The sequence below is a fragment of the Romboutsia sp. genome, assembly GCF_051659545.1.
GTDB lineage: Bacteria > Bacillota > Clostridia > Peptostreptococcales > Peptostreptococcaceae > JBOFOR01.
The window spans coordinates 1-16,590 of sequence record NZ_JBOFOR010000156.1 but is presented as its reverse complement, the minus strand read 5'-3'; the positions used below and the strand labels follow the sequence as shown (position 1 = coordinate 16,590).

Sequence of the window (16,590 nt, the reverse complement as noted above, 5' to 3'; positions counted from 1 at the left end):
TAGAGGGGTGAACTTAAGGGTTCACCCCTTTTTACATTGGTGAAAATAGGATAATGTAGGAATTAATACGATAAAAATATGGATAGACATATAGTTAAAAAAGTCAAGGTGATATGATATTAACTAATTATGGTATAATTTAAATATATTGAAAGTTTGGAGGGGTGAAATGAAGAAGTTAGAGGAAGAATTAAAGTACTTGAAATTATTAGCCAAACAGTATCCAAGCATATCAAAGGCAAGTACTGAAATAATAAATTTAGAAGCAATACTTAATTTACCAAAAGGAACAGAACATTTCATAAGTGATATACATGGAGAATATGAGCCCTTTGTCCATGTACTAAAGAACGGATCAGGTGTAGTAAAAAGAAAAATAGAAGAATTGTTTTCTAATACTATGAGAGAAAGCGACAAAAAGGCCTTAGCAACTTTAGTATACTATCCAGAACAAAAACTAGAACTAATAATAAAAGAAGAAGAATCAATGGATGATTTCTACAGAATAAATATGTATAGACTAATAGAACTATGTAGGTATGCATCAAGCAAATATACTCGCTCAAAGGTAAGAAAACTTTTACCAGAAAATTTTAGATATATAATAGAAGAATTACTACACGAAAATATGGATAGCCAACATAAACAAGAGTACTACAAAAGCATAGTTGAAACCATAATAGAAATAGATAGAGCCAAAGACTTTGTAATAGCAATATCAAAAGTAATTCAAAAACTAGTAGTAGATAGATTACATATAATAGGAGATATTTACGATAGAGGACCAAGACCTGATATAGTTATTGATACCCTTATGGACTATCACTCAGTAGATATACAATGGGGGAACCATGATATTCTGTGGATGGGTGCGGCTACAGGAGAGAAAACTTGTATAGCTAATGCCCTTAGAATATCAGCAAGATACTCAAACTTAGATATTGTAGAAGAGATATATGGAATAAACCTACTTCCTTTAGCTACCTTTGCAATGGAAGTATACAAAGACGATTCTTGTAAGGCTTTTATACCGAAAACAGATGGACAAGAAGTTTCAACTACAGAAAAATCTCTAATAGCAAAAATGCACAAGGCAATAAGTATAATTCAATTTAAGCTAGAAGGAGAAGTCATAAATAGAAGGCCTGAATTTGAGATGAATCATAGATTGCTATTTGACAACATAAACTATGATGAGGGAACTATAACTTTAAAAGACAAGACTTACAAACTAAAAGATAATTATTTACCTACAATAAATAAAGAAAATCCATACCAATTGACTAAAGAAGAAGAAATTGTAGTTGAAAAATTGGTTTCATCTTTTAAAAATAGTGAAAAACTACAAAAACACGCTTCCTTCTTATTTTCTAAAGGAAGTATTTATTTAATAGCGAATTCGAATCTATTAATACACGGATGTATTCCTTTAAATGAAGATGGAAGTTTTATGTCAATGAAAATTCAAGGAAAAGAATACAAAGGTAGAAGTCTTATGGACAAGATGGAGTGTTTAGCGAGAGAAGGATACTTCTTTGAAGATAATATTGAGCAAAAGCAGTATGGAATGGACATTATGTGGTATTTATGGACAGGAAAATGCTCATCTTTATTTGGAAAAGACAAGATGACAACTTTTGAAAGATACTTTATAGAAGAAAAAGAAACTCAAAAAGAGCATAAAAATCTATATTTTAAAGTAAGAGATGAAGAAAAAATATGTAATGCTATGTTCAAAGAGTTTGGATTAGATATTGAAGAATCTCATATTATAAATGGTCATGTACCTGTAGAAAGCAAAAATGGAGAAAGTCCTATAAAGGCAAATGGTAAGATACTAGTAATTGATGGAGGATTTTCTAGAGCTTATCAAAATAAAACAGGAATAGCAGGGTATACTCTTATATATAATTCTTATAGCTTACAACTTGTATCCCATGAGCCATTTACTTCTACAGAAGATGCCATATCAAATGAAAAAGATATACTTTCAACTACAGTTGTAGTAGAACATAAGGTGAATAGAAAAAGAGTTAGAGATACAGACAAAGGTGAAAAAATGGCTGAAGAAATAGAAGACTTAAAGTTATTACTTAGAGCTTATAAAAAAGGTCTAATAAAAGAAATGCCAGATTAAAAAAACGCACCTCTACTGTTATTTGAAACGGGGAAAATGATTTTCAAAAATACTTGACAGAAACTGACAAATATAATAAAATTTATTTATAAAAAACTTAAAAAAAAATAAATTCTAACTAAAATAACAAGATGGATTGTTACTGATAAAGCAGGCAATACCTAGGTTAAGACGTAGCTTATTCGTTGTGTCCTAATGTAGGTATTTTTTACTTAAAAAATGTTTTTTGGGGAGGTGAGTAAAAAGCTGTGGTTATTCAGAAAATTTATAACAACAATGTAGTATTGGTTATAGATATAGAAAGCAAGAAAGAACTAGTACTCACTGGCAAAGGAATTGGATTCCAAAAAAAACCAGGGCAAAATGTAGATAGGGATAGGGTAGAAAAGAAGTTTATAACAGAGGATGAAAACTTCACAAATAAAATTAGAAAATTAGCAAGTGAAGTAGATGAAAAAATCTTCAAAGCAAGTAATGATATAATCTCTTATGGAGAACAACTACTTGGTGTAGAATTAGATGAATACATATATGCTTCCTTGACAGACCATATAAGTTTTGCACTTAAGAGAAATAGAGAAAATATAGATATAAAAAATGATTTATTATACGAAATAAAGAGAATACATAAAAAAGAATTTGAAGTAGGAAAATGGGCAGTAGAATATCTTAACAAAGAATTTGATGCTAACTTTCCTATAGATGAAGCGGGGTTTTTAGCTATGCATATAGTAAATGCAAATTATAAAGAAACTACTCATGAATCTTTTTTAATGACAAAAATAGTAAAAGAAATATTAAACATAATAAGATACTACTACTCAATAGAATTTGAGGAAGATGAATTTAATTATGACAGATTAGTTACTCATCTTAAATTCTTTGCGAAAAGATTAATAGAAAAAGAGCAAGTAGAAAATAAAGATAATGAACTAATACATTTAATAAAAATACAATATGAAAAAGCTTACAACTGTGCTATTAAAATAAAAACATTTATAGAAGAACACTATGATTATAAAATAACTGATGATGAAATACTTTACTTAACTTTACATATAAGTAGGGTAACATCAACAATTAAAAATTAAATAAAATTTTAAACAATTAAGATTGTTACTGATTGAGCAGGCAAGACTTAAGTTTATAAAGTGTAAACCATTAAATTTATGGTACTAAATGGGTAAAACTATATATTTTTATATAGTCAAATTTAGATATCATAAATTTAAAATAACACATTTTATATCCTTGAGTCTTTTTTTGTAAAAATTTTGTAAAAAGCTATTTATAAGTTAGCTAGACAGTAAATTAGAATTTTTCAATTGCAAAAATCAGATAATAAATAATGGAATTATACATTCCTAATATAAACAAAAATACATATATAAAAGGAGAAGATTGATGAAAAAACTATTTGGTGTTTTACAAAAAGTTGGAAAAGCATTAATGTTACCAGTTGCATTATTACCAGCAGCAGGTATACTACTTGGAGTTAGTAATGCACTTGCTAACCCAGAATTAATAGCAAGAATGCCTTTCTTAGCTAACGAAACAGTTCAATTAATCGTTAGTATAATGGAAAATTCGGGGGGAGTAATATTTGATAATTTACCACTGCTATTTGCAGTAGGGGTAGCAGTAGGTTTAACTGAAGGAGAAGGTGTTGCAGGTCTTGCTGCAATAGTTGGATTCTTAGTAATGAATAAGTCTATGGGGATTATGGCTGGAGTAACTCCAGAACTAGCAGGAATGGTGCCTGGAATAAAGGGTAACCCAATGTATGCTTCAATTCTTGGTATTCCAACACTTCAAACTGGAGTATTTGGTGGTATTATAATAGGTATAGTAGCAGCAGGTCTTTACAAGAAGTTCTATAAGATTGAGTTACCTCAATACTTAGGATTCTTTGCTGGTAAAAGATTTGTTCCAATAGTAACAGCAGCTAGTGCTATATTAATAGGTATAGGTTTATCATTTATATGGCCTCCAATACAAAATGGCTTATTAGGATTCTCACAAACAGTAATAGAAGCTAATAGAACTTTAGCAGCACTTATATTTGGGATAATAGAAAGAGCATTAATACCATTTGGATTACATCACGTGTTCTATAACCCATTCTGGTATCAATTTGGTGAATACACAAACACAGCTGGTCAATTAGTAATGGGTGACCAAAGTATATTCTTTGCACAGCTTAAAGACGGTGTAGCATTTACAGCAGGAACTTTTATGACTGGTAAATTCCCGTTCATGATGTTTGGACTTCCAGCAGCAGCACTTGCTATGGTTCACACTGCTAAGCCTGAAAAGAAAAAGTTTGTTGCTGGTATAATGGCTTCAGCAGCACTTACTTCATTCTTAACAGGAATAACTGAGCCAATAGAATTTGCATTCTTATTTGTTGCTCCAGTATTATTTGCAGTACACTGTGTGTTTGCAGGTTTATCATTTATGGTAATGCATATATTAGGTGTAAAAATAGGTATGACATTCTCAGGTGGTCTTATAGACTTTATGTTATTTGGAGTAATACCAAATAGAACGCCTTGGTATTTAGTATTAGTTGTGGGTGCAGTATTTGCAGTAGTTTACTACTTTGGATTTAAATTCCTTATAATTAAGTTCAACTTAAAAACTCCAGGTAGAGAAGATGATGTTGAATCAGAAGGAAGTGCTACACTAACCAATAGTGAATTGGCATTTAACATATTAGAAGCATTAGGAAATAAAGAAAATATAGCTCACTTAGATGCTTGTATAACAAGATTAAGAGTAGCAGTTAATGATATAAATAAGGTTGACCAAGGTAGATTAAAATCGCTTGGAGCAGCAGGAGTAATGGTAGTTGGAAATAACGTGCAAGCAATCTTTGGAACAAAGTCAGATACATTAAAATCTGAAATAAGTGAAATAGTATCAGGTAGAGCTAAAGTTGTTAAAAAAGCAGAAGAACCAAAACCTAAAACAGCAACTAAAGAAGTAGCTATAACATCAGTTGATGAAGAAATATTATCATTAACAAATGGTGAAATACTAGAATTATCTCAGGTTCCAGATGAAGTATTCTCAACTAAACTAATGGGAGATGGATTTGCAATAAAATCTTCTGATGGAGAAATATACTCTCCTGTAAATGGTACAGTAGGAGTTATATTCCCAACTAAGCATGCAATAATAATAGAATCAGAAGGTGGAAAAGAAGTTCTTATACACTTAGGAATAGATACAGTTAAATTAGAAGGTAAAGGCTTTAAATTATTTGTAGAAGTTGGACAAAAAGTTAAAGCTGGAGATAAGTTAGTTAAAATGGACATAGATTATATTGAAGAAAATGCAGTATCAAGTATTAGTCCAGTAATATTTACAAACTTAGTAGAAAATCAAGCAGTAGTTGTAAAAACAGGAGCTGTAAAAGCTAAGGAAGCTAATAGAATAGCTATAACTAAATAATTAGTTAATAAAAGAGTATTTCAAAATGATTTGTAATCATTAAGAAATACTCTTTTTTACATATAAAATAGGAAATATAGGAAAAATAAAATATATTTTATAAAAAAAACATATAGATGTATAATGATAGTAGGACAACTAAAATAGAATTGGGTGATTATATGAACATAAAAAAATTAACAAAAGCTTTTCTTTATTCTTTATTTATAGTATTAACACAAATCGTATTTTCAAAGTTATTTGGCTCAAAAAATGCGTTAGTGGGAGTTATACTTGCATTAGGTGGAATCGTATTTTTGAAAAGAGATTTTACAGGCAGGTTTTGGTTTAGATTTTTGTCTTTTCTAGGCATTAATATTTCATTAGGTATAATTTCATATATAGCACGTATAAATGTTTATACAGGGGTAATTTTAAATTTATCAACTATATTTTTAATTACTTATACGTATATGAATAACTTTAGACCACCTACTTCCTATACATTTTTAATGAGTTACATATTTATGTATACAATTCCTATAAGTATAAATGAACTGCCTATAAGACTTTTAGCAATTTTCTCAGGAGTATGTATAATAATGGTATTACAACTTATTTTTAACAAAAACAAGTTTAAAGAAAAATCTGATATGATGATTGAAAATATAATAAAAGAAATGCAATTGGAAATAGAACAAGTTATTAATGAAAATTATGATGAAAATGTATCTATTAAAATACATGGAAAAATAAGAAATTTAATAATTTTAATAAGAGAAAGAAGCCATAGAAAGTTTAAAAATAATAAATATGAATTAAATAAATTTAATATTGCTATATGTCTCTCAAGGTTGAACATGATAATAAGTTGTAGTGCTAATTATAATGGAGATAAAGAAAGAAGGAATAATTTCCTTAAAAAACTTAAATCCCAACTTGGTAATATTGAAAAATTTAATAAAGGTTTAGAAAATATTGATTATATAGAGAAAGATCTTATAGAATTTATAAATGGATATAGCGATAAAAGGAAACATAGCAAAATAATAGATGAAACTATATATGCTTTAAAAATATTTATTGAAGGATTAAATAATTCCAAAGAGTATCAAGATAGTATTTTAGAAGAAGTATATACTACTATAAATATTCCGCTATCGTTTAATATACTTGAAAGCATGAGAGAGAATTTTAGTTTTAAGTCTTTACGATTCAGGTATTCTCTAAGACTATCAGTTGCTATATCCTTAGCAATTTTATTTATAAGCTTTTTAAATTTAAAACATGAAAATTGGATTATATTAAGCATTTATGTGGTGCTTCAGCCATATAGTGAAGATAGTATCACAAAAGCAAAAGAAAGATTTTTAGGAGTAACAGTGGGAGTAATATTATATTTTATTACATTTTATATTTTGAAGGACCATATCTCAAAAACAATTATATTACTATTAGCATTTACAGGATATTTTTATTTTGTCGAGTATAGTAAGAAAGTAATAACGCTAACAATAATTTCTTTAGCTTCAATATCATTAGTTGAAAATATAGGAATATTATCATTTAGCAGATTCTTTTTAGTTTTTACAGGAATATGCGTAGCTCTTTTATTTAATAAATTTTTATTACCGTACAATATTGAAGACTCTATAAGGGAGCTTAAAAGTAAATATAAGAAATGTACGAAGCTTATTTTAGAAGAGTTAGAGCAGTTAAAAAATGGGAAAGGGAATATTTCAATTATTATTAGCAATTCTATAAAAAGAAATCAAATAGAAAACAATTTGATTAAAAATGAGAATAAAATTAATAATAATAACATTGAAAAAATGATATATCAGCAAAGTATAAAGATGAGTGAATGTGAGTACGAATTTTTGAAAAGTTATTATTTAAACTTTTATAGTAAAAAAATATCATAAGAGTTTATTAAATGTAGATATAATTAATGTTAATCCATAGTAAAGTATTAGGCATAACAGCTTTTAATTTTACTATGGATTTTTTTATTGTTTAGAATTTTTACAGTATAACAGCAAAAATAACTTTACTTTCAGAATCACAGTTATTTTCCCATCTATGTTTTGTACCTGCAGGTATTTTAACACTATCACCTTTATATAAAAGAAACTCCTCTTCATCTAAGAAAAGTTTAACTTCTCCTTCTAAAATATAAGCTATCTCATAACCTTTATGAACAATAGTACCGACGCAAGAAGAAGTATTAGGTGATAAGTTCATAATGGCAAATTCTAAATCTGAACTATCCTCAGGATCTAAAATTTCATATAGAACATTATCACTTCCTGGTAAAATTACTTTTTTTCTATTATTACTTCTAATAATTAAATCCTTTTTATCAACTTCAGAAACGAAAAAAGTAAATAAAGGTACATTTAGTGCAGAGGAAATAGACTTTAGAGAATTTACAGAAGGATTAGCAAGTCCTCTTTCAATTTGGCTAAGTAAAGATGGAGTAACATCTGCTAATTTTGCTAAGTCTCTAATGCTTAATTCTTGTTTTTTTCTAATTTCTAATATTTTTTTTCCAATATCTATATCCTTCATATTACACTTCCTTATAAATAATCTATATTTTTTATTATAGCACAAAATATATGGAATAATACTTAGTGTGTTAAATAGGATTTAATAAGTTAATGAATAATTGACAAAAATATAAGAAGAAGATACACTTAAATTAAATACTATTAAATAAATTAAATAATACTTAACAAAATGAGAGGTGATGTAATGCAAGTAACAACATTTGGAGCGTTAGTTGGGTTGTTTGTAGGAATACTATTAATTATGAAAAAGTTTCAACCAGTATATAGCTTAATGTTAGGTGCATTTATAGGTGGAATTGTTGGAGGAGCTAACATTTCACAAACGGTAGGACTTATGATAGAGGGAACTATGAATATATCACCCTCTATACTTAGGGTTTTAGCATCAGGAGTTTTAGCTGGTAGCTTAATAAAAACAGGAGCGGTAGATAGAATTTCAGAAGAAATAATAAAAGTATTAGGGGAAAAAAGAGCAATATTAGCAATAGCCTTGTCTACTATGATATTAGCTGGTGTAGGGGTAAACCTAGACGTAGCAATCATTACTGTGGCCCCTATTGGATTATATATAGGTAGAAAATTAAATTATTCAAAGCTGACAGTTTTATTAGCTATGGCAGGAGGGGGAAAGGCAGGGAATATAATTTCTCCAAACCCAAATACCTTAGCAGTAGCGGATAATTTTAAAGTTGAACTATCTAATGTTATGATGGCAAATATAGTGCCTGCTATAATAGGGTTAATAATTACTACAATAATAGCTAAAACTTTAATAAACAAAGGAAGTAAAATAGATAATGATGAATTGGTAGAACAAAAAGAAAATTTACCAAGTTTAGGAGCTTCATTAGTAGGACCTATAGTAGCGATAGGACTTTTATTTTTAGGTAATTTATCACCAATTGAGGTAGACCCTCTTATAGCACTTCCTTTAGGAGGAATAGCAGGATTATTAGCTACAGGTAATATAAAACATACTAATGAATATATTTCTTTTGGGTTACATAAAATGCAAGGTGTTTGTATACTGTTACTTGGAACAGGAACGATTGCAGGAATAATACAAATGTCAGGACTGCAAGATAGTACGATTAATATATTAGAATTTTTAAATATGCCTAACTTTGTATTGGCACCTGTATCAGGGATGTTGATGTCTTTAGCAACAGCCTCATCAACAGCAGGAGCAACTATAGCTTCATCAACTTTTGCTAGTGTTATAGTTGATGCAGGATTAGGAGCAGTAGCAGGAGCTGCTATGATAAATGCAGGAGCATCTATGTTTGAGCAGTTGCCACATGGTTCTTTATTCCACTCTAGTGCTGGATGTACTCATATGGCTATAAAGGAAAGGTTTAAGTTAATACCTTATGAAGCTTTGATAGGACTCGTGATGACAGTTGTATCTACTGTATTGCAGGTTTTAATGTAGAGATGTATTTTATATCTAGCCCGCAAGGGAAAGCTTACATCAATCCTACCTTTGCGGGCCATATAGTATATAAAATACTAAATATCACTAGAGCCACTACTTTCAAATTGATAAGAACTATTAAGATAATTTCTAGGTGACACTCCATAAACTTTTTTAAAAGCTCTAACAAAGCTAGAATAATCATTAAACCCACAAGCAGCACAAGCATCATACATATTGTACCCTTCAAGAATAAGAGACTTAGCTAAAATAAGTCTTTTTTGAGTTATATAGCTATGAATAGAGCTACCTGTATAAGATTTAAACTTTCTCATAAGATAATATTTGCTAGTAAAAAATTCACTTGCAAGATTATCAATAGAAAGATCTTTTTCTAGATTGTCATTTATATAATTTAACAACCGTTCAATTGTTTTATCATAAACAACATCTTCCAAAGAACTGCTTTGAGTACTTTGAAGAAATAATCTATTTATAGATACAATAAGTTGAAGAAATAAAGAGTTTTTTAAAATATCATTACCAAACTCTGTGCTATTTTCACAATTTTGTATTTGTTGAATTAAATATTTGAGAGGCTCAATACCTGTAATATTTAGACGAAGTAAATTGTAGTTATGCTGATTGACAAGATTAAAGCAGAGTGACAAATTGGTATCTATAGAATTATACCTTTCAATGAACTTAGGATTAATCCATATCACTATACGCTCATAAAATACTGTTGAATCAATAACTGGTTTATGTATTTCATTCATATTTACAAAAAGAATATCCCAAGGTTTTAAATTATAACATTTTGCCTCGACAAAATAGTTAACATTTCCCTCAATTAGAATAACTATTTTATTAAAATCATGATGATGAAAATCGAAATTTATGCTACTTTTATCCCTAAGGTGAAAAACTCTAAAATTATCATTTAAGTACCCCATTTTATTCGTAGATTTGTTCATAAGCCACCCCTAAATATTAGAACTAATAAGAAAATTATAGGGCAGTTTTTGCAATGTTTCAAGCACTTTTAACAATGGATATAGCAATTAAACCTACATATAATTAAATTAAGAGGGTTAAAGCTAAAATGGGTAAAATCTAGTAAAGTACTTTAGGGGGTATTGATTTGAAATTAAAAGATGTTTTACAGGATGTTAATGTAATCAACATCAAGGGGAATTCAGACATAAATATTGAAAGTATCCAATATGATTCAAGGGAAGTTACAAAAGGAACCTTATTTATTTGTGTAAGAGGATTTACTGTAGATGGTCACAACTTTATAGAAAAAGCTATTGAAAAAGGAGCAACTACTTTTTTAGTGGAAGATGATATAGAAATAGAAGGATGCACTTTTGTAAGAGTAAACAATACTAGAGAAACTATGGCAAAAATTGCACATAATTTTTATAATAAGCCATCTAATAAAATGGATATTGTAGGAGTAACAGGAACTAATGGAAAAACTAGTATAACTACATTTTTAAGCGAAATACTTAAACTAACTAATGAAAAAGTAGGATTAATAGGAACAATAAAAATTAATGATGGAGACAAAGACATTGAATCTAATTCTACAACTCCAGAAAGTGTTGATTTACAAAAACATTTCAATGACATGGTAAGTAATGGATGTAAATACTGTGCCATGGAGGTATCTTCTCATTCCTTAGTATTAAATAGAGTAGACGATGTTGAATTTAAAATAGGATTGTTTACAAATCTAACACCAGACCATCTAGATTTTCACAAAGACTTAGAAGACTATAGAAAAGCTAAAGAAAAATTATTTTACAAGACAAGTTTAGCAAACATAATAAATATAGATGATGATAGAGGATTAAAAATATATGAGAATATAAAAAATTTAAAAACTCCAGCCTATACTTATGGAATAGAAAATAATGCAGATTTTAAAGCTACTAACATAAGAATGGATATAAATGGAGTAAGCTATCATCTAATAACTCCAACTTATGAAGAAGATATATTTGTGCCAGTACCAGGAAAATTTACTGTATACAATACTTTAGGGGTAATAGCAACTTGTTATATGCTAAATATACCTAAAGAAATAATAGTAGAAGGATTAAAAAACACAAAGGGAGTCTGTGGAAGATTTGAAACTGTACCAAATGATAAAGGAATAAGCGTTATAGTAGACTATGCTCACACACCAGATGCACTTGAAAATATATTAAAGACTGCAAAAGAGTTTGCAAAAGCTAATATAATAACTGTATTTGGATGTGGAGGAGATAGAGATAAAACTAAAAGACCTGTAATGGGTTCAATAGCTCAAAATCTATCAGATGTATGCATAATAACTTCTGATAATCCAAGAACAGAAAATCCAAAATTAATTGTAGAAGATATATTAAAAGGTTTAGATAGCAATAATAATTATAAAGTTGTAATGGATAGAAAAGAAGCCATAAGAGAAGCAATAGAATTAGCTAAAGAAAATGATATAGTGATAATTGCAGGAAAAGGTCATGAGAATTACCAAATCATAGGAAATATAAAACATCACTTTGATGATAAAGAAGTAGCAAATGAATATTTATCAAGTGAGTATTTAGGAAATGTATAAAATTATGAGGAGGTAAAAACGTGAATTCTTTTTGGAAAAATTATAAATCAACCCTTATATTACTAGGAGCTGTGATTTTAGGTGGTATAGTTGGTGTAGTTATGGGACCCAATGCAACTATATTCAAACCGATTGGAGATTTATTCCTTAATTTGCTATTCATGACCTTAGTACCATTAGTATTTTTTAGTGTTACATCAGCAATATCTAATATGGGAGAAATGAAAAGGCTTGGTAAAATACTTACCAATGTAGTGATAGTATTTGCTATAACAGCTTTAATAGCTGGAATAATAGGGTTAATAGGAGTTATGTTATTTAATCCAACAAAAGGATTGCACTTAGACACTTTTAAGAGTATAATGGCAACTGCAGAAAGTACAACTAACACAGAAAAGGTAGGAATTCTACAAAATCTTGTAAATACATTCACAGTAAGTGATTTTAAAGATTTATTATCAAAGAGTAATATGTTACAATTAATAGTGTTCTCCATATTATTCGGAATAGCGACAGCTATGGCTGGAGAAAAAGCAAAATCTATGGCTAAATTTGTAGCTGCTGGTTCTTGTGTTATGATGAAGATAATCAAAATAATAATGTATGTTGCACCAGTGGGACTTGGTTGTTATTTTGCAGCAGTTATAGGAGAGTTAGGACCACAAATATTATCTGGATATGCTAAAGCATTTGTTTTATACTTGGTATTAGCAATTATTTGCTATACTTTATTATTTACTCTTTATGCTTATTTTGCAGGAGGAAAAGAAGGTATAAAAATATTCTGGAAAAATATTATGATACCTACAGTAACAGCTTTAGCAACATGTTCAAGTGCAGCTTGCATACCAGTAAACTTAGAGGCAGCTAAAAAAATGGGAGTACCAGAAGATATAGCAGAAACTGTTATACCTTTAGGTCCGAGCATACACAAAGATGGTTCTGTAATAGGTGGAGTTTTAAAAATAACATTCCTTCTTGGATTATTTGGAAGAGATATAACTAGTGTTTCGACGATACTGGGAATATTAGGAGTAGCATTTTTAGTAGGTGCTGTTATGGGAGCAATTCCAGGTGGTGGTTTGATGGGAGAAATGCTAATTGTAAGTATATATGCTTTCCCACCAGAAGTATTACCGATAATAGCAGTTATAAGTACTATAATAGATGCGCCTGCTACAGTATTAAATTCAACTGGAAACACAGTTTGTACTATGATGATAACAAAGCTGGTCGAAGGTAAAAATTGGATAATTAAATCTATGGCAAAATAAAATAAATAGTAAATAATAAATAATAAATAGTAAGAAAGCTTATTGCCTTGGAGTATATTTAGAATAAATACTTCAAGGCTTAGCAAATGTAAATTATGATTTCCTTGTATTAAAAAAATGGGGTGTTTTAAAACACCTCTAATTTACATGAGGTATGAAAACTAAAGAAAAGTGGTGACCAAAATGGAAAAAATAAATATACAACCTGTGTTAATTGGAGGAGACTTAAACTGCTACAATGTAGCAAGAGCATACCATGAAGCGTATGGAGTAACTTCAATAGCAGTTGGAAGATATGAACTAGGAGCAACGAAAGATAGTAAAATAATAAAATTCATAGTTGAGCCAAATATAAATGATAATGACTATTTTGTTGAAAGAGTATTAAAATTAGCAGATGAAATAGAAGAAAAAGGTAAACAATTAATATTAGTTGGATGTACAGATGAATATGCGGAACTTATTATAGATAATAGAGATGTTTTATCTAAAAAGTATATAACTCCATATATAGATAAAGATTTAAAAGATAGTTTGATTTCTAAAGAAAACTTCTATGAAATTTGTGAAAAGCATGGGCTTGATTATCCCAAAACATATATATATTCAAAAGGACAACCTGTATCAGATGTTAAATTTAATTATCCAATAATAGTAAAACCATCAGATAGTGTTTCTTTCTGGAGAAATCCATTTGAAGGAATGAAGAAAGCTTACTTAGTGAATAGTGAGAAAGAATTCCAACAAATAGTAGATGAAATATATGCAGGAAAATACGAAGATAACTTAATAATACAAGATTTTATACCTGGCGATGACTCTAAAATGAGAGTTCTAACTGCTTATAGTGATAGAAATGGTAAAGTTAAGATGATGTGTTTAGGACATGTTTTATTAGAAGAGCATACTCCAAAAGGAATCGGAAATCATGCTGCTATAATAACTGAGTACAATGAAGAAGTAATGATGAAGTTTAAAGAATTCTTAGAAAGTATAAATTACACTGGGTTCTCAAACTTTGATATAAAATATGACGAAAGAGACAACACATACAAGGTATTTGAAATAAACTTACGTCAAGGTAGAAGTAATTACTATGTAACAGGTTCTAATAATAACATAGCTAATTTAGTAGTAGAAGATCGTGTTTTAAATAAAGATATGGAATTAAAGTTATGTAAGGATGAACACTTCTGGAGAGTAATACCTTTAAACGTAGTTTATAAATTTGTAAAAGACGAAGAAATAAAAGCAAAAGCAAAAAAATTAATAAGCGAAGGCAAATGGACTTCATCATTTAATTATAAGTACGATTTAAAAGGAAACTTCAAGAGAAGACTATATATAACATTATATGATATAAATCAAATGAAAAAGTTTAAAAAATACTGTAAGTAAATAGGTGATATTATGAGTAAGACGGTAGGTGTATTAGGTGGACTAGGTCCAATGGCAACTGTGTATTTTTATGAAATGGTTGTAAGAATGACAGAAGCAGATAAAGATCAAGAACATATAGACATGGTGATAGTGAATAAAGCTACAACTCCAGATAGAACCGCATATATCATTGGAGAAAGTGATGAAAATCCTTGTGTAGACATAATAATAAATGCAAAAAAGCTAGAAAACTTTGGAGTAGACATATTGGCGATACCTTGTAATACAGCGCACTATTTTTATAATGAAATTCAATCGAGTGTAAATGTACCTATAGTTCATATGCCAAGAGAAACAGCAGCATATATAAAAGCTAATGGTTACAAAAAAGTAGGGATTTTAGCTACAAGAGGTACTATTAAAGCTAGAGTATATCAAAATATATGTGAAGAATATAATATAGAATATGAAATGTTAGATGAAGAAAATCAAAGTTTATTGATGGATATTATATACAAAGATATAAAAAGTGGAAAAGCTGCTAATATGGATAACTTTAGGAAAATAATATCTTACTTACAAACTTTAAATTGTGATTGTGTAATACTTGGTTGTACAGAATTATCAATATTAAAAAATGACAATAACTTAGATGATAAGTTTTACATTGACTCTATGGATATATTAGCTCAAAAAGTAATTGAGCTTTCAGGAAAAAATATAAAGAAGTAATAAAAGTAACTAAGGAGAATTTACGGGCATGAGATTAGTAGATATAATGCAAGATATTGAATTTGATTACAAAGGCCTAGATACTAACATAAATGAAATAGAAATAGAGGATATAACTTATAACTCAAAATACTCTAAAGAAAACCAGGTATTTGTTTGTATAAAAGGTGAAACTGTAGATGGTCATAAATATGCTAAAAATGCTTATGAAAAAGGGTGTAGAGTATTTATAGTAGAAGATGAGGTTAAACTACCAGAAGATGCTGTTCTTTTATTTGTAGAAAATCCAAGGATAACTATGTCTAAGGCTTCAGCAAATTTCTTTAATAATCCATCTAAGGATATAAAGATAATCGGTGTTACAGGTACAAAAGGAAAAACAACAATAACAAATTATATTAGCACTGTATTAAATGATGCAGGAGTTAACTCTGGCGTAATAGGAACTAATGGTATTTTCTATAATGGTAAATACGAAAAAACAGTAAATACAACTCCAGAAAGTTATGAACTTCACAAAACTATTAGAAAAATGGTTGATGAGGGAATAACGTGTGTTTGTATGGAGGTATCATCTGGTGGAATAATGATGAATAGAGTAGATGATATAGATTTTGATATAGCAATATTCTCTAATTTATCACAGGATCACATAGGACCAAAAGAACATCCAACTTTTGAACATTACTTAGGATGTAAGGCAAGATTATTTACAATGGCTAAGTATGGAATAATCAATATAGATGATAAATATGCTAAAGAGATTATAAAAAGAGCGACTTGTGAAATCGCAACTTTCTCTATAGAAAAACAAGCGGATATAAGGGCTGAAAATATTAAATACTCAAGAAATGTAAACTCTCTAGGAATAAGTTTTGATTGTGAAACACACAAGTCGAAGTTTAAAGCATATATAACATCTCCTGGAACTTTTAGTGTTTATAATGCTTTAGCAGTTATAGCAGTATGCAAACACTTAGGAATAGATAAAAAAGAAATACTAGACTCATTACAAAAAGCTAAAGTAAAAGGAA

The 16,590-nt window shown here is 29.0% G+C and carries 12 protein-coding genes; 10 read left to right on the top strand and 2 right to left on the bottom strand.

The window, feature by feature from the left end; all coding sequences use genetic code 11:
* The first annotated feature begins 169 nt into the window (after positions 1-169).
* The 4 genes from ACRC03_RS08695 to ACRC03_RS08680 all read left to right on the top strand — a co-directional run bounded on the left by ACRC03_RS08695 (position 170) and on the right by ACRC03_RS08680 (position 7,497).
* Positions 170-2,137, top strand: a complete 1,968-nt coding sequence (locus ACRC03_RS08695) for a fructose-1,6-bisphosphatase (protein WP_438652173.1) — start codon at positions 170-172, stop codon at positions 2,135-2,137.
* Positions 2,138-2,385: 248 nt separating this feature from the next.
* Positions 2,386-3,228: a BglG family transcription antiterminator LicT gene (gene licT, locus ACRC03_RS08690; RefSeq protein ID WP_438652172.1), complete on the top strand. Its 843-nt coding sequence runs from the start codon at positions 2,386-2,388 to the stop codon at positions 3,226-3,228.
* A 313-nt stretch (positions 3,229-3,541) separates the two neighbouring features.
* Positions 3,542-5,593 (top strand): glucose-specific PTS transporter subunit IIBC, encoded by a 2,052-nt coding sequence (ptsG, locus tag ACRC03_RS08685; protein WP_438652171.1) that lies wholly within the window; start codon positions 3,542-3,544, stop codon positions 5,591-5,593.
* Between the two features lie 161 nt (positions 5,594-5,754).
* A complete protein-coding gene (locus tag ACRC03_RS08680) occupies positions 5,755-7,497 on the top strand; it encodes an FUSC family protein (RefSeq protein ID WP_438652170.1) in 1,743 nt (580 codons plus the stop codon).
* 100 nt (positions 7,498-7,597) lie between these two features.
* Here the strand turns inward: ACRC03_RS08680 and ACRC03_RS08675 are convergent, their stop codons facing one another.
* Positions 7,598-8,143, bottom strand: a complete 546-nt coding sequence (locus tag ACRC03_RS08675) for a helix-turn-helix domain-containing protein (protein ID WP_438652169.1) — start codon at positions 8,141-8,143, stop codon at positions 7,598-7,600.
* A 186-nt stretch (positions 8,144-8,329) separates the two neighbouring features.
* On the opposite strand from ACRC03_RS08675, the gene ACRC03_RS08670 reads away from it, so the two are divergent.
* Entirely contained in the window at positions 8,330-9,577 is a 1,248-nt protein-coding gene (locus tag ACRC03_RS08670; protein WP_438652168.1) for a GntP family permease, read from the top strand.
* A 77-nt stretch (positions 9,578-9,654) separates the two neighbouring features.
* On the opposite strand, the gene ACRC03_RS08665 is transcribed toward ACRC03_RS08670, so the two are convergent.
* The gene (locus ACRC03_RS08665) at positions 9,655-10,536 is read right to left on the bottom strand and encodes an AraC family transcriptional regulator (protein WP_438652167.1); all 882 of its coding nucleotides are present in this window, start codon (positions 10,534-10,536) and stop codon (positions 9,655-9,657) included.
* Positions 10,537-10,703: 167 nt separating this feature from the next.
* On the opposite strand from ACRC03_RS08665, the gene ACRC03_RS08660 reads away from it, so the two are divergent.
* The 5 genes from ACRC03_RS08660 to ACRC03_RS08640 form a co-directional block, all read left to right on the top strand.
* A complete protein-coding gene (locus ACRC03_RS08660) occupies positions 10,704-12,170 on the top strand; it encodes a UDP-N-acetylmuramoyl-L-alanyl-D-glutamate--2,6-diaminopimelate ligase (RefSeq protein ID WP_438652166.1) in 1,467 nt (488 codons plus the stop codon).
* Positions 12,171-12,190: 20 nt separating this feature from the next.
* Positions 12,191-13,444 carry a dicarboxylate/amino acid:cation symporter gene (locus tag ACRC03_RS08655; RefSeq protein WP_438652165.1) on the top strand — a complete coding sequence of 418 codons (1,254 nt, stop codon included), beginning with the start codon at positions 12,191-12,193 and terminating at the stop codon, positions 13,442-13,444.
* Between the two features lie 183 nt (positions 13,445-13,627).
* The gene (locus ACRC03_RS08650; RefSeq protein ID WP_438652164.1) at positions 13,628-14,842 is read left to right on the top strand and encodes a carboxylate--amine ligase; all 1,215 of its coding nucleotides are present in this window, start codon (positions 13,628-13,630) and stop codon (positions 14,840-14,842) included.
* Positions 14,843-14,854: 12 nt separating this feature from the next.
* Positions 14,855-15,556 (top strand): aspartate/glutamate racemase family protein, encoded by a 702-nt coding sequence (locus tag ACRC03_RS08645; RefSeq protein WP_438652163.1) that lies wholly within the window; start codon positions 14,855-14,857, stop codon positions 15,554-15,556.
* Positions 15,557-15,584: 28 nt separating this feature from the next.
* A partial coding sequence (locus ACRC03_RS08640; RefSeq protein ID WP_438652162.1) for a Mur ligase family protein occupies positions 15,585-16,590 on the top strand: 1,006 nt, incomplete at its 3' end.